The sequence below is a fragment of the Streptococcus sp. Marseille-Q5619 genome, assembly GCF_946901205.1.
GTDB lineage: Bacteria > Bacillota > Bacilli > Lactobacillales > Streptococcaceae > Streptococcus.
Genome location: NZ_CAMPPO010000002.1, coordinates 171,038 through 189,608 on the forward strand (window position 1 = coordinate 171,038; position 18,571 = coordinate 189,608).

Annotated in this window: 18 protein-coding genes and 1 pseudogene; 2 read left to right on the plus strand and 17 right to left on the minus strand. The window is 40.4% G+C overall.

Annotation, left to right across the window (positions count from 1 at the left end; all coding sequences use genetic code 11):
- Positions 1-14 precede the first annotated feature (14 nt).
- Positions 15-944 (minus strand): peptidase U32 family protein, encoded by a 930-nt coding sequence (locus OC530_RS01960; protein ID WP_000411189.1) that lies wholly within the window; start codon positions 942-944, stop codon positions 15-17.
- Positions 945-1,083: 139 nt separating this feature from the next.
- Between OC530_RS01960 and OC530_RS01965 the strand changes: the two genes are divergently transcribed.
- Positions 1,084-1,371 (plus strand): DUF3270 domain-containing protein, encoded by a 288-nt coding sequence (locus OC530_RS01965; RefSeq protein ID WP_050971616.1) that lies wholly within the window; start codon positions 1,084-1,086, stop codon positions 1,369-1,371.
- A 28-nt stretch (positions 1,372-1,399) separates the two neighbouring features.
- On the opposite strand, the gene ciaH is transcribed toward OC530_RS01965, so the two are convergent.
- The 16 genes and pseudogenes from ciaH to OC530_RS02045 all read right to left on the minus strand — a co-directional run bounded on the left by ciaH (position 1,400) and on the right by OC530_RS02045 (position 16,863).
- The gene (ciaH, locus tag OC530_RS01970) at positions 1,400-2,734 is read right to left on the minus strand and encodes a two-component system sensor histidine kinase CiaH (RefSeq protein ID WP_050971617.1); all 1,335 of its coding nucleotides are present in this window, start codon (positions 2,732-2,734) and stop codon (positions 1,400-1,402) included.
- On the minus strand, positions 2,724-3,398 hold the full coding sequence (gene ciaR / locus OC530_RS01975) for a two-component system response regulator CiaR (RefSeq protein ID WP_000590627.1): 675 nt from the start codon (positions 3,396-3,398) through the stop codon (positions 2,724-2,726). The genes ciaH and ciaR overlap by 11 nt, the downstream gene beginning before the upstream one ends.
- A 211-nt stretch (positions 3,399-3,609) precedes the next feature.
- Positions 3,610-6,156, minus strand: coding sequence for a M1 family metallopeptidase (locus OC530_RS01980; RefSeq protein WP_262079045.1), 2,547 nt, complete (start codon positions 6,154-6,156; stop codon positions 3,610-3,612).
- A 122-nt stretch (positions 6,157-6,278) separates the two neighbouring features.
- Positions 6,279-6,719: an ASCH domain-containing protein gene (locus OC530_RS01985; RefSeq protein ID WP_173213704.1), complete on the minus strand. Its 441-nt coding sequence runs from the start codon at positions 6,717-6,719 to the stop codon at positions 6,279-6,281.
- On the minus strand, positions 6,716-7,564 hold the full coding sequence (locus tag OC530_RS01990) for a putative PEP-binding protein (RefSeq protein ID WP_173213900.1): 849 nt from the start codon (positions 7,562-7,564) through the stop codon (positions 6,716-6,718). Before OC530_RS01990 ends, OC530_RS01985 begins: the two co-directional genes overlap by 4 nt.
- A pseudogene (locus tag OC530_RS01995) lies at positions 7,542-8,041 on the minus strand (NUDIX hydrolase). The gene OC530_RS01990 and the pseudogene OC530_RS01995 overlap by 23 nt, the downstream one beginning before the upstream one ends.
- Positions 8,042-8,050: 9 nt before the next feature.
- A complete protein-coding gene (locus tag OC530_RS02000; RefSeq protein WP_262079053.1) occupies positions 8,051-8,749 on the minus strand; it encodes a 3-oxoacyl-ACP reductase in 699 nt (232 codons plus the stop codon).
- On the minus strand, positions 8,742-8,978 hold the full coding sequence (locus tag OC530_RS02005; protein WP_000142161.1) for a DUF2829 domain-containing protein: 237 nt from the start codon (positions 8,976-8,978) through the stop codon (positions 8,742-8,744). The genes OC530_RS02000 and OC530_RS02005 overlap by 8 nt, the downstream gene beginning before the upstream one ends.
- 97 nt (positions 8,979-9,075) lie before the next feature.
- Positions 9,076-10,002 (minus strand): aldo/keto reductase, encoded by a 927-nt coding sequence (locus OC530_RS02010; protein WP_173213712.1) that lies wholly within the window; start codon positions 10,000-10,002, stop codon positions 9,076-9,078.
- A 74-nt stretch (positions 10,003-10,076) separates the two neighbouring features.
- Positions 10,077-10,892 (minus strand): hypothetical protein, encoded by an 816-nt coding sequence (locus tag OC530_RS02015; protein ID WP_262079057.1) that lies wholly within the window; start codon positions 10,890-10,892, stop codon positions 10,077-10,079.
- Between the two features lie 3 nt (positions 10,893-10,895).
- Positions 10,896-11,216 carry a PadR family transcriptional regulator gene (locus OC530_RS02020; protein WP_000665422.1) on the minus strand — a complete coding sequence of 107 codons (321 nt, stop codon included), beginning with the start codon at positions 11,214-11,216 and terminating at the stop codon, positions 10,896-10,898.
- An 89-nt stretch (positions 11,217-11,305) separates the two neighbouring features.
- The gene (locus tag OC530_RS02025; RefSeq protein ID WP_262079060.1) at positions 11,306-11,542 is read right to left on the minus strand and encodes a hypothetical protein; all 237 of its coding nucleotides are present in this window, start codon (positions 11,540-11,542) and stop codon (positions 11,306-11,308) included.
- A gap of 48 nt (positions 11,543-11,590) precedes the next feature.
- The gene (gene metG, locus OC530_RS02030; RefSeq protein ID WP_164226930.1) at positions 11,591-13,588 is read right to left on the minus strand and encodes a methionine--tRNA ligase; all 1,998 of its coding nucleotides are present in this window, start codon (positions 13,586-13,588) and stop codon (positions 11,591-11,593) included.
- Positions 13,589-13,711: 123 nt separating this feature from the next.
- Entirely contained in the window at positions 13,712-14,971 is a 1,260-nt protein-coding gene (locus tag OC530_RS02035; protein ID WP_262079064.1) for an ABC transporter permease, read from the minus strand.
- Between the two features lies 1 nt (position 14,972).
- Positions 14,973-15,674 carry an ABC transporter ATP-binding protein gene (locus OC530_RS02040; protein ID WP_000811469.1) on the minus strand — a complete coding sequence of 234 codons (702 nt, stop codon included), beginning with the start codon at positions 15,672-15,674 and terminating at the stop codon, positions 14,973-14,975.
- Positions 15,658-16,863, minus strand: coding sequence for an efflux RND transporter periplasmic adaptor subunit (locus OC530_RS02045; protein ID WP_262080035.1), 1,206 nt, complete (start codon positions 16,861-16,863; stop codon positions 15,658-15,660). Before OC530_RS02045 ends, OC530_RS02040 begins: the two co-directional genes overlap by 17 nt.
- A 289-nt stretch (positions 16,864-17,152) precedes the next feature.
- Here OC530_RS02045 and gor point away from each other — a divergent pair, with 289 nt between their 5' ends.
- A complete protein-coding gene (gene gor, locus OC530_RS02050; protein ID WP_262079067.1) occupies positions 17,153-18,499 on the plus strand; it encodes a glutathione-disulfide reductase in 1,347 nt (448 codons plus the stop codon).
- Positions 18,500-18,571: the final 72 nt, after the last annotated feature.

Consider the following 18,571-nt stretch of genomic DNA (forward strand, 5'->3'; position numbering starts at 1 on the left):
ACGAATCATTTACTTTATTTAACCATATCAGGATCGTAATCATAAAATCCTGTATCAAGGAAACGGTTTTTAGGGTGTAACTTGCGTACTTCCTCATCCAGCAAGAAGGCTTGGTCATGGCTAAAGTTGCCCTCTTGGATCAAGCTACGCGCTTGGATAAAGAGTTTTGCAATCTCAACAAAGTTCTGACCAGGTGTATAGAGACCTTCTAATTTCCAGTGAGTAAAGCCATGCTCCACCAATTCTGTCAATTTGGTCATCAAATCAAGGTCGTTATTGGCAAAGATGTGGGTTCCATGATTGTCTTCAAAGATAGAGTAATGGCTCTCTGGGTCACTTGGTTCAGCCAAGAAGAGGTCACGCTTGCGCGTCTTTTCATCATCGATGTGCGTAAAGTTATAGTAGTTTTGCAAGAGCGGACGTTTAGAATGATGGATAACGCTAGCTCCGTAAACCAAAACTTCAGCAGGAATTTCCAAAATCTCTGGCATTTTAAAGAGTTCAGCAGATGGAATTTCACGCGCCAAAACAGCCTCAGAGGCGCCAGCCTTTTGTCCCCAGAAGTTAATCTGGCGACTGCTAGTTACCATAGTCGAAGCATCGTAGATGGTTTTAAAGGAATAACCATCGCGGTTGACTACGTAAAAAACACCTGCATCCCCAATCGTAATATAATCGGTCTTGATTTCTTCCAAGAAATCGAGGAAAGGCTTGATACGGTCCATCATATCTTGGTGCATGAGGGCATTGACTGCAACAATCAATTCCTTACCAGCATCATGAACCAGCTTAGCGATTTCACGCAATTGGTCATGACTAAAGGTTGTTGGTAGACGAAGGCCAAAATCTTTCTCACCGACATATATACGGTCTACGCCAGCTTCGAGCAGTTGTTTAACTTGTTCAATACTTTCAGCAGTTGCTGTAATGATAATCTTTTCCATAAGAAAAATTATACCACATTTCTAGAAAATCAGCTATTCTTTGAAAATGAAAAGGGACTTTATTCTTTTTGTAACCTTTCTGTAATAATTCTCTGCTGAAAAAATGATAAAATAGGTATGTACTGTTAAGGAGAGAATCATGCCCGTAAGAAAATTACAATCCTATGAGGTAGACTATCAAGAAGAATTAAACCAGCAACTTCCTCATTATCAAGCTTATACACCTGAAGCACAAACTGATAGCAATCTCAAAGAAATTTTATTTTTTGTCAATATCGCTGTTTTTTGTATCTGCATTGCCATCTTTAGTTTTATCTTTTTATCATTAAAATTAACAACTGTGCTCGCCTTACCTGCAGCAATAGTATCCAGCTTACTTGTTTTAAAAGTCCAACGCTCTATTATCAAACGAAAACTTAAAAAATAAACATATCGCCCCATCTGGAGCGATATGTTTATTTTTTCTTTTTAGATGGTGTGTGGATGGCAATCTTCACTTCAAAGATTGTTCCCTTGGGTTTATTATCTTTAACAGTAATGGTTCCTTTAAGCGCATCTACAATTTGCTTGGCTAGGGATAAACCTAAACCAAAACCACCTTTTTGCCGGGTTCTAGCCTTATCAACTCGATAAAATCGATCAAAAATTTTCTTCTTATCTTCTGAGGAAATACCGACTCCATTATCTGAAACAAGTAAATACAGATTACGATCGGTCGCCGAGATAAGAAAATCAATTTCACCATCCTCTTCAGTATACTTGACAGCATTATCAAATAGGATAGTCATCAACTGCTTCAAGAGAAGTTGATCTGTGACAATCGTGCGATGAATCCGATTTTCAAAACGGAAGACACGGTCATTTTCCGAAGCAATCATTTCATAGTTTGTGAAAGTCGTATTGAAAAAACTGGTTGGAACTTCTGCAAGTTCCGGCTTAATCCCATCATCTCTACGAGCTAAGTTCAACAAGTTTGTTGTCAAAAACCGCATATTTCGGACTTCTTCCAAACTCGATGCAATGCTTTCACTCACATCCATAATGGTAGCTTCCGGCTTACGGAAAAGGGTCTCTAAGCGATTTTGCAAAACTGCAAGTGGAGTTCGTAACTCATGACTGGCATTTTCCACAAAGGACTGTTGCTTCTGCATGCTCTCAAGCAGGGGCCTAACACTGACCCTAGCTAGATAGAGACTGGCAAGCAAAGACAAAATCCAGAAACTTGCCATCACAATCACAATCAATTGCTCATGCTTTTGACTGGCCTGCTCCAACTGACTGGTATTTATCAAGACAGCAGCATACTTGATATTGGTTGAAACCGAACTGATATTGGTTTCCATCAAGATCATGCGATAGATTTCTTCCTGCCCATAGCTATTAAAAACCTGAATCTGGTAGATATGTCCTAGTTCTTTTTTCTCTAACTTAATCTTATCCAATCCCAAAAATCGATTTCCAGAAAGGAGTTGGGTAAAATTTTTATCAAAAAGAATGACTTCTGTGTTAGAACTGACATTGGGTTTTATCTCAGTCTTGCTAGTATCTGTAGCGGCATTTTCTAAATCTTTAATCTCTTCTGTTGCCCTATTTACTGCCAGCTGAATAACTGCTTGAGGATTTTCACTCAGTCCGTGGAGCTTATCATCCACTGAAGTATAGAGACTCGAGTGCATGACCTGTAAAATAATCAGAGTCATGGTAGAGAAAATCAGAGTGAAGACACCAAAGTTGCGGATAAAATAACTAAAGTCATCCGCATACCATGTTTTTTTTAGTTTACTGAACATCTTTTAAAATATACCCAACACTGCGCAAGGTTTGCAAATTCTCTGCAAAAGTGGTTCCTTTTAATTTCTTACGGACTTTTGAAACATAAACTTCTACAACTGAAATCGTTGTGTCACTATCAAATCCCCATAGACGATCAAAAATCTGAGTCTTAGGCAAAATAACATTTTGATTTTGAAGGAAATAAACTAATAAATCAAACTCTTTCCCCAGCAATTCGACTGGAGTATCTTCAACCTTAACGGTATTTGTTGATAAATTGATGAGAATATCTCCATAAGATAGCGTATTTTCATTAAACTTACCTGAACGTTTGAGAAGAGCCTGAATCCGCATTTTGAGTTCTTCTAGGTAGAATGGCTTGGTCAAATAATCATCCGCTCCCAGTTCAAATCCATGTCCCTTGTCATCCAAACTTTCCTTGGCGGTCATGATCAGAACTGGTGTCGTAATTCCCTTTTCACGCAATTCTTTCAAGACTTGGAAGCCATTTTTTTCTGGTAACATCAAATCGAGCAAAATCAAGTCATAGACACCACTTTCAGCTTCGTAGAGACCTTCTTCCCCATCAAATACCTGCATGACATCCGCAAAATCGTCTAAAAAGTCAAATACTGAATTTGACAGGCCTAGGTCATCCTCAACCAATAAGATTTTTATCATGAGAAACTCCTCCTTATTAAAACCATTATACCAAATTTGCCTTAAAAAAAACTCAACTTTCTGCATTTTATACTCAATGAAAATCAAAGAGCAAACTAGGAAGCTAGCCGCAGGCTGTACTTAAGTACGGTAAGGCGACGCTGACGTGGTTTGAAGAGATTTTCGAAGAGTATTACATGAGATAGCTGAGTTTTCTTTTATTTAGTCTTAATTATTTAGTTCCGTATTGAAGAACAACTGCTTCCACTGCAGCTTTTTCACGGTTAATCAAGTCAACACGCGCTGCAATTTCCTTGATTCCCATACCGATGTTACGGCTAAGAGCAAGGTCAGAAAGTTGCGGTTCAAAGAATTCCTTGTACTCTGCCAAGCGTTGCTGAGTCTTAAATACGTGAGCAGGAAGGATAACAAAGCTATCAAAGCTCATATCTCCACCAAGGGCTGCCTTAATCCAAGCCCAGTTTTCACGCGCCCAAGACCAAGCTGGTTCCTGAGTTACTTGGTGAGCTAGGAATTGGTAATACCAAGCAGACAAGTCCTGTGGTTTGACCACAAATTTGTCCTTCCAAGAAGTAATCAAGTTTTGGATATTATCCGCATCTGTACTGTAAGCAAGAGCTGCTGCCAACTGGCGTTTAAAGACAGCATCTGTTGCATGAGTATAAGTATCAAGATAAAGTGCTAACAAGTCTTTAGTCTCATGATGTTTCATCTCATTGATCAGAACTTGTGAGCGAATAGCTGCTGGAAGTCCTGCAAGCTGATCCTTGTGGGCTGCGAAGATTTGGCTAGCGACTTGACTAGCTTCTGCATCATTTGAGCGAATCATCATAGAAACAGCCACCTGACGAACCAATTCATCCTCATCTGATTCGCCATCTTTAGCTTCAAAACCAAGACGGTCATAATTATGACGAGCCAATTTAGCAACCAATGCTTTGAAGGCTCTTTCAGCTTCTGTTCCTTCATCGATAAAGCGCTCAAGGGCCGAAATCACTTGAGAAACAGCTGAAACAACAAGGTAAGATTCTTCCTTAGCAAGTTTATCAAGAACTGGGAGCAAGTCAGCATAAGAAATGTGTCCTGCCTCAGCAAGCAAACGACGTTCTTGGACGATTTGCAATTTGCTTGTGTTATCAAGCTCAACTAGGTCAGCAAGAACTGCATCCAACAAGTCTCCTTGATAGTCGGTAATGTAGTGGGCTGTATTTTCAGTATTGAAACGAAGAGCTCCGTCATTTTCAGCAAGAAGAGCTGCGTAGCCTGGAATTTCGATGCTTTCAGTTTCAAGTGTATCTGGCAAGCCTTTCCAGTTGCTATTGAGTGGCACAACCCAGAGACGGTTCTTGTCTTCGTTCTCACCGATGAAGAATTGTTTTTGTGAAATCTTCAAGACATCATTTTCAACTTTGACAGTAAGAACTGGGTAACCAGGCTGTTCTAACCAAGAATCCATAAAGGCTGCGACATCACGTCCTGACGCTTGACCAAGGGCATCCCAAAGGTCACGACCAATTGTATTGCTGTACTGATGTTTTTCAAAGTAGGCATGTAAACCTTTGGCAAAATCGGCATCACCTAGCCAACGGCGAAGCATGTGCATGAGGCGACTTCCTTTGGCATAGACGATAGCTCCGTCAAAGAGCGTATTGATTTCATCTGGATGTTTAACTTCGACGTGGACAGACTGAACGCCATCAGTAGCGTCACGTTCAAGAGCAAGAGGTACTCCACCTGTTTGGAAATCTTCAAAGATATTCCAGCTTGGTTCAATAGCATCCACACAGACGTACTCCATCATGTTAGCAAAGCTTTCATTGAGCCAAAGGTCATCCCACCATTTCATAGTTACGAGGTTACCAAACCATTGGTGAGCCAATTCATGGGCAACAACAAGGGCAACTTGTTGACGGCTAGCAAATGTAGAGTTCTCATCCACAACCAAGTAAACTTCACGGTAGGTCACCAGACCCCAGTTTTCCATAGCACCAGCTGAGAAATCAGGAAGGGCGATATGGAGAGATTGAGGAATTGGGTACTTAACTCCATAGTAATCTTCGTAAAACTCGATAGAGCGAACAGCGATATCCAGTGAGAAATCAAGATTTGAAAGTGGATGTGCTTTGGTTGAGTAGACACCTACCAGGGTACCGTTTTTAGTTTTAGCCGTCACACCTTGCAAATCACCCGCAACAAAGGCTAACAAGTAAGAAGACATGCGAGGTGTTGTCTCAAACTTCCAGATACCTGTTTCCTTACGGTTTTCAACATCGATTTCTGGCATGTTAGACAAGGCCAATTCATCTTCTGCTTGGTCAAAACGTAGAGAGAGGTCAAAAGTTGCTTTGGCTTCTGGCTCATCCACACATGGAAAGGCTTCGCGCGCAAAATGGCTCTCGAACTGAGTAGACAAGACTTCCTTCTTGACTCCATCAACTGTGTAATAAGAAGGGTAAATCCCTGTCATGTTGTCTGTGATTTTACCAGAAAAGGTAAGAACCACTTCAACTTGACCAGCCTCAGCCAATTCGATATGAAGGGCTTCATTGTCATGGTCAACTGTAAATGGACGAGCTTGACCTGCAACTTCTACAGAAGCGATTTCCAGGTCTTTTTGGTGGAGGGAAATACGGTCACTCTGTGCTTGACCAGTGATGGTCACCTTCCCTGAAAACGTCTTGGTCTCACGACTCAAGTCTAAAAATAAATCATAGTGTTCAGGAACAAATTGCTTAATAAAATGTTCAACTGCTTGCATAGTTTTCTCCTATTCTAAGTTTAAGAGCTAGAGCTCTTCTTCAAACAAACTTATTATATCATGTTTTGTCTAAGAAAAAAGGATTGGACAGCGATTTCTAAAACTTTCTTCCGTCTAACAGTCTACAGGGGGTAGACCTTGCGAAATTCTTCTAAAACAACCTTGCTGTCAGGTGTAAAAGTCTGTCCTGCCTCCCTCAGCCACTCGGCGAAACAATCCTCATGAACCTGACGCCAATAGGCTAAAGATTTGTCACCTTCCCCTTCTTTAAAGGCATGATCAGCAGAAACTTGATTGAAGGGTTCAACAGAAACCTTTGTAATTTCGACAATACAGACAGCTTGATCTTGGCTATTTAAAATGACATCGAAGGTCCCTTCTTGCGGAAGGGGTTCATCTTCTAGTGCGTAGAGGTCGTAGGCTGAAGCTGTTGCTGTCTTTTCTCCTTTTAAAACCAAATCTGCCAAGAGATCGGCTTCCACTCCAAAAGCCCAAGCATCGATTTCATCTCCGATAGAAGGATTGATTTGTTTGTATTTATTCCACATTTCTTGCGGTGTCATGGGTTTCTCCTTTGTAATTTTTTACTTTCTTCTTTTACACGTTTGAGGTGGTCTGGATGGTCAATTTCTAAATCAAAAATCTCCGGAATAGAGCTGTAATGGAGAATGCATTCGATATCCATCTGATTTATTTTTTGTATGAAAGAAGTATTCAGATAGCCTGCTACAGCAAAATCAATCTTTTTCATCCTTACTTTATCCTGCATATCTCTTAGCATATCTAACATTATTGGACTTTCCATATCATGCCATTGACTGTTTCTCACGGTCGCAAAAACAAAAGAAGTCAAATCATTCATTCCAACTACAATCTTTGAAATGCCCGTTTCCAGTATCCTATCCAAGTCAAAATACGCTGACGGTAATTCAATCATCGTTCCGACTTTCCCAGTAAAACCATGCTGATGTAATACTCTAATAGCTTGCTTTAATTGATCGGCATCATTGACAAAAGGAAAAATAACAGACAGATTGGGATTGGTTTGATAAACTTCTGTAACGACATTTGCCTCAGCCTGAAATTCATCCGAACACGCTAGTAAACGTCTAGTTCCTCTATAACCAAACAAAGGATGACGTTCATCAAAATACTCTTTAGTTCCCTCTAAACAATTGGCTTCTGTATTCGTTAATTCTGAAAAACGATACCAGACCTCTTCATCCGAGTACAAGGAACAAATAGTGTCTAGATAATCTTTTACAAATTGCTGACAACTTGATAACAGGATGTTTTGATTGAGCTCTCTCAATAAATATTCCCCACGAATCATGCCAACATGATGAAATAGTTGTGGGTAAACTTTTTCATCAAGTTTTTCGCCACTAAGAGCAAGTTGATTTTTCATCATTCACCTTCCAATTCATGTAAGAAGTATTGCCCAGTTCTGGAAATCCTAATAACTCTGCTTTGACCTTCAAGACTAATAGCGATGCATTTCTTCTGTAATCTCTTGAATATCCATCCAAACATATCCCAGTGAATCATTCGCACCATCAGATACAGCTTCCGAAATCGTAACTTGAGGTGCACTCTCATTCATTTCAACATCATACAAGGCCATGATATGGTGAACCATAAAATTTTTTAACTCTTCCCTGACGAAAACATCGTAGATTCGAGGATTAGAGTAGCTTCTAACAGTAAATCCCGTCTCTTCCATAACTTCTCTAGTCAGCGTTTCCGTCAGTCCTTCACCAAGTTGCTGACTGCCTCCAGGTAGATCATACCGATGTTGATAAGGGCCTCTCGTTTTTTCAATGCAGAGTAACTTCCTATTTTCAAAGCAAACAGCGTAGACTCCAAAGTGTCTTTTGATTTCCATCAGATCCTCCTACTTCAAAGACCAGCCACCATCTATTGTCAAAATTTGTCCTTGCATGGCGCTCGCTTTTCCACTTGCTAAGAAAAGGCTGATCTCCGCTACTTCCTCTGGTTCAATCCAGCGCTTGATTGGTGTTTCACTAGCCACCCAGTCAGCTAAGCCACCTGGTTCAAAATCCGCAGCGGTCATAGCCGTCTTGACTGCTCCCGGAGCGATACCAAAGACCTGAATCCCAGCCTCAGCGTAGTCTAGAGCCAACTGCTTGGTAAATCCAGCCAAGGCATGCTTAGAGGAAGTATAGGCGTGACCACCTCCACCTGCTAGGCTAGAAGCAATAGAGCACATATTGATAATGGAGCCTTTTTTATTTTCCAGCATTTGCGTCAAATAATATCGAGTCAACTCAACAGGAGTCACATAGTTAATTTCAAAAATTTCTTGAATTTCCTGCGCTGTCTGTTCCAACAGTGGTTTATAATCATCCAAAACTCCAGCAGTATTGCACAAAATATCCACCTGTGGACACCAGTCAAAAATAGGCTCCAAGCCCAAGGTCAAATCTCTCTGTAAAAAGTGGAAATCACCCTGTAAGAGTGGATATTCACCTTGGTCAACTCCATAAACTTGATAGCCCTTCTCTAAAAAGAGGCTAGCTTGAGCCAGACCAATTCCTGAACTAACGCCTGTAATGAGTACACATTTAGTCATGCACTTCTACCCAATCCGTCGCCAAAACATCACAAGGTGTCGGACTCCACATGGAAAAACCTTCTCCTTCTCCAGACACGTTGATTAGGAAATAGGGCGTCACTTCAAGTGCAATCCCGTTTTGTTCAATAGTATCAAAGAGTTGGACATAGTTTTCAGCGCCTCCCCAACCAGTTCGTACATATTTTTTCTTAGCCTTTAACCCAGGCAGCATTTCTTCAAATGTCATATTTTTCTCCTTTGATTCTACATTCTTCATTTAATTATAACAAAAAAACCGCTTTACAACGGCTTTTTGACCGTGATTTATTTACATCTGCTTCTACTTATGGCAAATTATTCCCTGCTGCAAGATAAATTTCATACCATTCTTTTCTTGTTAAATTAAAGTTTGTCGCTTGGCTAGCTTCTATCAAATGCTTAGGATTTGTTGTACCTACGACTGCCTGCATTTTGGCTGGGTAGCGTAATATCCAAGAAATAGCAATAGTTGAAGAAGTTACTCCATATTTAATAGCTAAACGCTCAAGTACTTGATTTAAAGCTTGAAATTTCTCATTGCCAACAAAATTCCCTCTAAAATACCCGAATTGTAAGACAGACCATGCTTGAATGACCACATCGTGTAATTTGCAATATTCAAAAATGCTGCCATCTCGCATAGCTGCTTGACTATCTTCCATATTAACATGAAAACCTGATTCGAATCCTGGAGTAAAAGCCGCACTCAATTGTAGCTGATTAACAGTTAGCGGCTGCTTGACATCTTTTTTAAGCAACTTCATCATCATAGGATTTTGATTAGAAACTCCAAAATTTCGAACCTTACCTTGTTTATAAAGGAGATCAAAGGCTTCTGCTACTTGGTCAGATTCCATCAAAGCATCTGGTCGATGAAGAAGCAAGCTATCTAGATGATCAATCTTCAATCTTTGCAAAATACCGTCTACTGATTTTATAATATAGTCCTTAGAAAAATCAAAATAGGTAAATTCTTCAATGCGAATGCCACATTTTGACTGAATCCACATCTCTTCTCTTAAATCTGGACGATTTTTTAGGACAAGACCTAACAGTTCTTCACAACGACCACGACCATATATATCAGCCAAGTCGAAAGCATTGATTCCAACAGAAAGTGCTGTTTCTACAAGCTCTTCAACTTCTTTTACAGACTTATCTTCTATTCTCATCATTCCGAGAACAATTTCTGATAATTCTTTATCATCTTGACCAAGAGTTATGTATCTCATCAAATTTTTCTCCTTAAATTTCTAACATTCTTCTCTTCATTATAACAAAAAACCGCTTTGTAACGGCTTTTTGACTATATTTCACTCCATTTTATCTTCTTAAACCCACGGAACAAGACAAAGATTCCAATAAAGAGAACTGCTAAAGGAATAATCTTTGTGAGGAAAACATTTGAAATGCCCATCCACGCATAATAACGGAGCAGAGAGCCTACAATAAGATGGGCAACAATCATACTGACAAAGGGACGAAAGACCGCTTCTTTCCAATTCCAAATACTGATGACTAGAGAAAGCGTAAAGACAAGGAAACTATACCAGGGAGCAGGAAGATAAAAGGCTCCTTCTTGTATGAAACTTCCTATTCCTACATATCCTAGAACAACTAGCAGAACAAGAGTCCCAACGACAACATAAGTGCCAATTTTCATCTTAGGATAATCTTGGACTAGCCCCCAACGTAAGATTGTGGCCACAAGTCCAAAACCAATCAGAAAAAGAAGAAGTTGCCCTAAAAATGTGAGCAAATTGACTGTTAAGAGAGGACCTTTAGAAAAATCACTTAGTAGTTGATAATAACGTAATACCGCTAGGACAAGAATTGGCGTCAAAAGGGACTCCTTGATAGAACTACGTGGCGCTTCCTTGAGCATCTCTTTCATTAATTTTTTAGGATCCTTACCTAGATAATCCTCTGCACTCATGCCATCTCGTTCTGCTTCTGAGAAATCTAACATCATCAAATAAATCTGCTCTCTGAGATAGTCTTCATCATAGAGAAATCCAGCAAGATTAAAACTATCCCACAGTTCCTCAAAATACTGCTGATTCTCCTCAGAAAACTCATGCAGCAAAGCGCTTGTTTCTTCATAATACTTCATTTTCTTCATGGTTTAACCCCCATTCTTAATTCCTTCTACTTTTTGACTCAAATCGTCCCATTGTTGCCAAAAGACTGAGACACGCTCTTCTCCTTCTTTAGTTAATGAAAAATACTTTCGATCTGGACCATCTGGCGACGGGCGCATGTCGCCTCTTATCCATTGATTTTTTTCTAACTTTTGCAACAAAGGATAAATAGTTCCTGGAACGATAGTGTCAAATCCAGCCTCTCGCAAAGTCTGAACTAACTCATAACCATACCGCTCTTTTTGACCAATCATATCCAAGACACAACCTTCAAGAACACCTTTTAATAGTTGAGTTTCTTTCATCCCTTCTCCCTTCTAATCTATTTTGTAATACCTACTAGTAGCTTCACCTATAGTATACTACTTCTACACTAGTTTGTAAAGCATAATAGTTAATACTCTTCGAAAATCTCTTCAAACAACGTCAGCGTCGCCTTACCGTATGTATGGTTACTGACTTCGTCAGTTCTATCCACAACCTCAAAACAGTGTTTTGAGCTGACTTCGTCAGTTTCATCTACAACCTCAAAGCAGTGTTTTGAGCTGACTTTGTCAGTTTCATCTACAACCTCAAAGCAGTGCTTTGAGCAACCTGCGGCTAGCTTCCTAGTTTGCTCTTTGATTTTCATTGAGTGTAAATAAAAAACAGAACTAGCATGAACTAGTCCTGTCTATTGTTACCCAATCACACTTCCATTTGGTACAGCTGGATCAACTGCGAGAAGGGTTAATTGTCCATCATGTTCAGCTGATAGGATCATACCTTGGCTGACATATTTCTTCATCATCTTACGAGGTTTGAGATTGGCAACAATTTGGACTTTCTTGCCGACCAACTCTTGTTCGTTTGGATAGTACTTAGCAATCCCTGAGAGAATTTGACGGTCTTCACCATCACCAGCATCCAAGCGGAATTGAAGCAACTTATCTGAACCTTCTACTTTAGACACTTCTTTGACTTCTGCGACACGGATTTCAATCTTATCAAAGTCTTCAAACTTGATTTCTTCCTTGTTTAGTTTGAGTTCAACTTCATCTGGATTCCATTCTTTTTCGACAGCTGGCTTGTTGCCTTCCATTTGTTCCTTGATATAGGCGATTTCTTCTTCCATATCGAGACGTGGGAAGATTGGTGTTCCTTTAGCAACTACTGTTACACCTGCAGGAAAGTCTGCTAGATTTAAGTTTTCAAGGCTAGAAACTTCTGCTAGACCAAGTTGATTCAAAACTGCACGACTGGTTTCCATCATAAATGGCTCAATCAAGTGTGCTACGACGCGGAGGCTGGCTGCCAAGTGGCTCATGACACTTGCTAATTGGTCACGAAGTGCTTCATCCTTAGCCAAGACCCATGGAGTTGTCTCGTCGATGTATTTATTAGTACGAGAGATAAGGGTCCAGACTGCTTCAAGGGCACGTGGGTAGTCAACTGCTTCCATGTATTTATGGTAATCAGCAATTGATTCAGCAGCTACTTGAGCAAGAGCATTGTCAAATTTAGTCACACTTTCTACATAGGCAGGGATTTGACCATCAAAATACTTGTTAATCATAGAAACCGTACGGTTAAGGAGATTCCCAAGGTCATTGGCCAATTCATAGTTGATACGGCCTACATAGTCTTCTGGAGTGAAGGTTCCGTCTGAACCAACTGGAAGGCTACGCATGAGATAGTAACGAAGTGGATCTAGTCCATAACGCTCTACCAACATTTCAGGGTAAACCACATTCCCTTTAGATTTAGACATCTTGCCGTCTTTCATGACGAACCAACCATGGGCAATCAAACGATCAGGTAATTTAACATCCAACATCATAAGAAGGATTGGCCAGTAGATGGAGTGAAAACGAAGGATGTCTTTCCCTACCATGTGGAAGACTGTTCCATTCCAGAACTTATCAAAGTTACCATGTTCGTCTTGACCGTAGCCAAGAGCTGTCGCATAGTTAAGAAGGGCATCAATCCAAACGTAGACAACGTGTTTTGGATTTGATGGGACAGGCACTCCCCATGTAAAGGTTGTACGAGATACCGCCAAATCTTCCAAACCTGGCTCGATGAAGTTACGTAGCATTTCATTGAGACGACCATCTGGAGTGATAAATTCAGGATGGGACTTGAAAAAGTCTACCAAACGGTCTTGGTATTTGCTGAGGCGAAGGAAGTATGATTCTTCGGATACCCATTCAACCTCGTGACCTGATGGAGCAATACCGCCAGTCACATTTCCAGCTTCATCACGAAATACTTCTGCAAGCTGGCTTTCTGTAAAGAATTCTTCATCTGATACTGAATACCAGCCAGAGTATTCACCCAAGTAAATATCATCTTGAGCCAGCAAGCGCTCAAAGACCTGTGCGACAACTTTTTCGTGGTAGTCATCAGTTGTACGGATAAATTTATCGTATGAAATATTTAGTAATTGCCAGAGTTCTTTAACTCCAACTGCCATTCCATCAACATAGGCTTGTGGTGTAATGCCAGCTTCTTCCGCTTTTTGTTGAATCTTTTGACCATGCTCATCAAGACCTGTCAGATAAAAGACATCGTAGCCCATTAGGCGTTTGTAACGGGCTAGGACATCACAGGCGATGGTTGTGTAGGCAGAACCGATATGAAGTTTCCCAGATGGATAGTAAATCGGCGTTGTAATATAAAAATTCTTTTCAGACATAATTTTTCCTTTCCAGGCAAATGAAACCTGTTTTTCTAACACTTCATTATATCACATTTTTAAGGATTTTCGATAGGGAAATCTATACAAAAACAAGATAGACGAGTGTCCATCTTGTTGATCTTATTCATAACGAAGGGCTTCGATTGGGTCAAGTTTCGATGCCTTGTTGGCTGGCAAGACTCCAAAGATCATACCCACGCTAGCCGAAACTGCAAGACTAAATAGGGCAACTGGGATTGATACTCCAACTTCTATACCCGTAATCAAGCCTTGCAGTAACAAACCTGCTAAGGCAGTTAAACCACTTGCAATTGTCAAACCAATTAAGCCACCTAACAAGGTCAAAATCATGGATTCAATCAAAAACTGGATTAAAATATTGGCACGCGTTGCACCCAAAGCCTTACGGAGACCAATCTCACGGGTACGCTCTGTAACAGAAACCAGCATGATGTTCATAACACCAGTTCCTCCAACAAAGAGGGAAATCCCTGCGATGGAACTGATAATCGTCGTCATAAAACTAAACGATTGTTGAATTTCTGCAAATGCGGCGGACTCATCTGCCACCTGATATTCTCCCTGTTGCAAGCCTGCAAGTTCTGTCATTTTTCGTGCCAGTTCTGGACCCAGAGTTGGAGTTAAACTGGTATCATTCACTCGAAAGACAATACTAGCTATTTCATCTACATTAAAATTCGCAGCAAGGGAGATATTGGTAGTAATAGGCAAGCCACCAAACCCATATATTTTTGACCTTTTAGCCTCTGGACTAGTATAAACCCCAATGACTCGGTAACTAAAATCATTGACTTCTACAACCTTGTTAATAGCCTCTTGAGGAGATCCAAATAGACTAATGGATAATTCTTCATCAAGCAAAATGACACTTGCAAACTCTTTGAAATCTTGCTCTCTTAGACTACGACCTGCAATAATTTCATTCTTAACAGCGTCCATGTAAGTTCTGTTTCCACCTGTCAAATTGGCATTTTCAACTTTTTTATCTTTATAAGTCAAGATGGCGTTCGTTGAGTTGGTTACATAGTAATTATCCACTCCCTTGAGTTTAGCTGCCTCTTGGACCCAAGATTCTTGCGGTTTTGGCGGTTCAACAGGAACTTCCTCTTCTTTTCCAGAAACCGTAAAAGCTGATTGTTTCTGAGTAAAAGACCCATCTTTACTTTTTTTAGGAGAGAAAAAGACACTAATATTTTTCTGAGATTTGGTCATATCTTTATTGACTTGACGAGATAGGGAATCTCCCAAAGCCATAATGACAACAACTGATGAAACACCGATAATAATCCCAATCATGGTAAGCAAAGAACGCATCTTGTGAGCCATAATAGATGAAAAGGCAAATTTCAGATTCTGCATCTTAGTTTTCCTCCTTTTCTAACTGAGCACTATCAGATGAAATAACTCCATCGCGAATGACAATCTGACGTTTGGCATAAGCAGCTATTTCAGGCTCATGCGTTACCATGATAATGGTTTTTCCTTCTTTGTTCAAGTCAACCAATAGTTGCATAATTTGGTTCCCTGTTTTGGTATCCAAGGCTCCTGTCGGTTCGTCTGCTAGAATAATAGAAGGATTGTTTACCAAGGCACGCGCAATAGCCACACGTTGCTTTTGACCACCAGATAATTCCGAAGGCAAATGATGACTACGTTCTGTCAATTCAACCTTATCTAGATATTCCTCAGCCAACTTGCGACGTTTTGAAGCCGAAACTCCTGCGTAAATCAAGGGCAATTCTACATTTTGCAGAGCATTGAGTTTAGATAGAAGAAAGAACTGCTGAAAGACAAAACCGATTTGTTGGTTGCGAACCTTAGCTAGTTGTTTTTCACCCAATCCAGCCACTTCTTGACCTTCAAGATAATACTCTCCACTACTTGGTGTATCCAACATCCCAATCGTATTCATGAGAGTAGACTTACCAGAACCAGATGGTCCCATAATGGCAACAAACTCACCCTCATTCACTTCTAGGTTGATATTTTTGAGAACCTGCAGTTCTTGGTCACCGTTACGGTAGCTTCTGCAGATATTTTTTAGACTAATTAGTTGCTTCATCAGCCTTCACCTCTTTTCCTTCCTCTAGAGAAGACGTTGGGTTACTGATGACCTTGACTCCATTTGTCAGACCTGAAGTGATTTCTTGGTTGTCTGCATCAGCATTACCCAAACCAACTTCCACTTTCTTGGCCTTTTTCTGCTCGTCAAGCACCCAGACATAGTTCTTATCATTTTCAGTCACAACACTTGTTAGAGGAACCAAAATGGCTTTACTCTTATTTTTGACCTCAACACTTACTGAGAATCCTTGTTTCAAATCACCAATTTCACTTGTAACATCAATAGTGTATGGATATTTAGAACCAGAATTACCAGAAGCTGCGGCAGCTGGACTAGCTGCTTCACCATTGTTTTTAGGATAGTCAGAAATATAGCTTAATTTCCCAGTCCATTTTTTATCAGGATACACTTTAGAAGTAAAGCTTACTTCTTGACCTACAGATAGGTTGGCGAGGTTATATTCAGACAATTCTCCCTTAACTTGCAAGTTTTCATTACTTACGACATGAACGACTACTTGGCTAGCTCCTGTTGGAGATTTAGAAACATTGTGGTTGACTTCGACCACAGTTCCCTCTAGGGTACTGAGAACCGTCATTGCATCTAACTGACTTTGAGCCTTACTTAATTGCGCCGCAGCGTCTGCACGCGCATCACGGGCATCACCCAACTGAGCGTCAATAGAAGCAACAGAATTTCCAGCCACTGGAGTTGGACTTTGCACCGTTGCATCTTCTCCTTCTGCTGGCGCAGAGGCTTGAGGAGCTGGAGCTGAAATGGCTTCATTTCGTGCTTGATTGAGTTCATTGATATGACGATCTGCCTTCGCAACTGCTCGACTCGCTGAATCATAGGCCGCCTGGGCTTCTGAACTACTGTACTTGACTAAAGCCTGCCCTTCACTGACTTTATCACCCACAGAAACAAGGATTTCATCTAAATCACCCTTACTAGCATCAAAATAAACATATTGTTCATTTTTTGCTGTTACTGTCCCTGATAATAAAACAGAGGATGCCACGCTTCCTTCCTTGGCAACAACAAGATGAGTAGCCTCATCTTTTACAGCAGTCTGAGAAGGTTGTCTAAAGAGCAAAATGCCCCCAGCACCCAATACAACCACACTTGCAGCACCGATTGCTGCATACAATTGCCACTTTTTAGCTTTACCATTCTTTTTCATAATGAAACTCCTTTTTGATTTAAAGTTCTTAACAATATTATACAAAAATTATCAATTTGAAACAATAACATTTCAGAACGAAATAATGACATTTCAGGATTTAATTATTGTTCGGAATTTATTTTACAATCGTTGTACTAGTTATATAATACACTTTATTTTTCTTTTTTGCAAGCCTTTTCTTTAATTTTTTTGAACGTAGCAGATTTTTGCAATCACATCAAAAAAAAGATAGAATATGACTATCAAAAAATGACACTCTACTATTTAAAAGAGTACAAAGGAGTTTTCAATGAGAGAATACGATATCATTGCTATCGGTGGAGGTAGCGGAGGAATTGCTACCATGAACCGTGCTGGTGAACACGGAGCCAAAGCGGCCGTTATTGAGGAAAAGAAACTAGGCGGAACATGTGTCAATGTCGGTTGTGTTCCTAAAAAAATCATGTGGTACGGGGCGCAAATCGCTGAGACTTTCCATCAATTTGGAGAAGACTACGGTTTTAAGACTACTGATCTTAACTTTGACTTTGCTACCCTACGTCGTAATCGTGAAGCCTACATCGATCGCGCTCGTTCTTCTTATGATGGCAGTTTTAAACGCAACGGTGTAGACTTGATTGAAGGTCATGCTGAATTTGTAGATTCTCATACTGTTAGCGTAAATGGTGAACTGATTCGTGCTAAACATATTGTGATTGCTACTGGTGCCCATCCAAGTATTCCTAATATTCCTGGTGCTGAGCTAGGTGGCTCTTCTGATGATGTATTTGCTTGGGAAGAATTGCCAGAGTCAGTTGCTATTCTAGGCGCGGGTTATATTGCCGTTGAATTGGCTGGCGTACTCCACACCTTTGGTGTCAAGACAGATCTCTTTGTTCGCCGCGATCGTCCTTTACGTAGTTTTGATTCTTACATCGTTGAAGGTCTGGTCAAGGAAATGGAAAGAACAAACTTGCCACTTCATACTCACAAAGTCCCTGTCAAGTTAGAAAAAACTACTGATGGCATTACCATTCATTTCGAGGATGGTACTAGTCACACAGCTAGCCAAGTTATCTGGGCTACTGGTCGCCGTCCAAATGTTAAGAGCTTGCAACTTGAAAAAGCTGGAGTAACTCTGAACGAACGTGGCTTTATCCAAGTGGATGAATACCAAAATACTGTTGTTGAGGGAATCTACGCTCTAGGTGATGTAACGGGCGAGAAAGAACTGACCCCAGTTGCAATCAAGGCTGGGCGTACCCTATCTGAACGTCTCTTTAACGGAAAAACTACTGCAAAAATGGATTACTCAACTATTCCAACTGTCGTCTTTTCACACCCTGCTATCGGAACGGTTGGTTTGACAGAAGAACAAGCTATTAAAGAATACGGTCAAGACCAAATCAAGGTTTACAAATCAAGCTTTACTTCTATGTACTCTGCTTGCACTTGCAACCATCAAGAAACTCGTTTCAAATTGATCACAGCTGGTTCAGAAGAAAAAGTTGTCGGACTTCATGGAATTGGCTACGGCGTTGATGAAATGATTCAGGGATTTGCCGTTGCTATCAAAATGGGAGCAACCAAGGCTGACTTTGATGCAACTGTGGCGATTCACCCAACTGCATCCGAAGAATTTGTAACCATGCGTTAATCGAAATAAAAGAAGCAGAGCAAAAAACACTTCTAAATATCAAAAAGCGAGTATTTCCGTAGTTGGAGATAC

What these genes read in the sequence shown, in the direction of transcription:
- OC530_RS02015 (WP_262079057.1), bottom strand. Translation starts at nt 10,892, where the DNA reads ATGAAGAAAATGAAGTATTATGAAGAAACAAGCGCTTTGCTGCATGAG.
- OC530_RS01965 (WP_050971616.1), top strand. Translation starts at nt 1,084, where the DNA reads ATGCCCGTAAGAAAATTACAATCCTATGAGGTAGACTATCAAGAAGAA.
- OC530_RS01990 (WP_173213900.1), bottom strand. Translation starts at nt 7,564, where the DNA reads ATGAAAAATCAACTTGCTCTTAGTGGCGAAAAACTTGATGAAAAAGTT.
- gor (WP_262079067.1), top strand. Translation starts at nt 17,153, where the DNA reads ATGAGAGAATACGATATCATTGCTATCGGTGGAGGTAGCGGAGGAATT.
- OC530_RS02010 (WP_173213712.1), bottom strand. Translation starts at nt 10,002, where the DNA reads ATGAGATACATAACTCTTGGTCAAGATGATAAAGAATTATCAGAAATT.
- ciaR (WP_000590627.1), bottom strand. Translation starts at nt 3,398, where the DNA reads ATGATAAAAATCTTATTGGTTGAGGATGACCTAGGCCTGTCAAATTCA.
- OC530_RS01985 (WP_173213704.1), bottom strand. Translation starts at nt 6,719, where the DNA reads ATGACACCGCAAGAAATGTGGAATAAATACAAACAAATCAATCCTTCT.
- OC530_RS02005 (WP_000142161.1), bottom strand. Translation starts at nt 8,978, where the DNA reads ATGACATTTGAAGAAATGCTGCCTGGGTTAAAGGCTAAGAAAAAATAT.
- OC530_RS01960 (WP_000411189.1), bottom strand. Translation starts at nt 944, where the DNA reads ATGGAAAAGATTATCATTACAGCAACTGCTGAAAGTATTGAACAAGTT.
- OC530_RS02000 (WP_262079053.1), bottom strand. Translation starts at nt 8,749, where the DNA reads ATGACTAAATGTGTACTCATTACAGGCGTTAGTTCAGGAATTGGTCTG.
- metG (WP_164226930.1), bottom strand. Translation starts at nt 13,588, where the DNA reads ATGTCTGAAAAGAATTTTTATATTACAACGCCGATTTACTATCCATCT.
- OC530_RS02025 (WP_262079060.1), bottom strand. Translation starts at nt 11,542, where the DNA reads ATGAAAATCAAAGAGCAAACTAGGAAGCTAGCCGCAGGTTGCTCAAAG.
- OC530_RS02040 (WP_000811469.1), bottom strand. Translation starts at nt 15,674, where the DNA reads ATGAAGCAACTAATTAGTCTAAAAAATATCTGCAGAAGCTACCGTAAC.
- ciaH (WP_050971617.1), bottom strand. Translation starts at nt 2,734, where the DNA reads ATGTTCAGTAAACTAAAAAAAACATGGTATGCGGATGACTTTAGTTAT.
- OC530_RS01980 (WP_262079045.1), bottom strand. Translation starts at nt 6,156, where the DNA reads ATGCAAGCAGTTGAACATTTTATTAAGCAATTTGTTCCTGAACACTAT.
- OC530_RS02020 (WP_000665422.1), bottom strand. Translation starts at nt 11,216, where the DNA reads ATGAAAGAAACTCAACTATTAAAAGGTGTTCTTGAAGGTTGTGTCTTG.
- OC530_RS02035 (WP_262079064.1), bottom strand. Translation starts at nt 14,971, where the DNA reads ATGCAGAATCTGAAATTTGCCTTTTCATCTATTATGGCTCACAAGATG.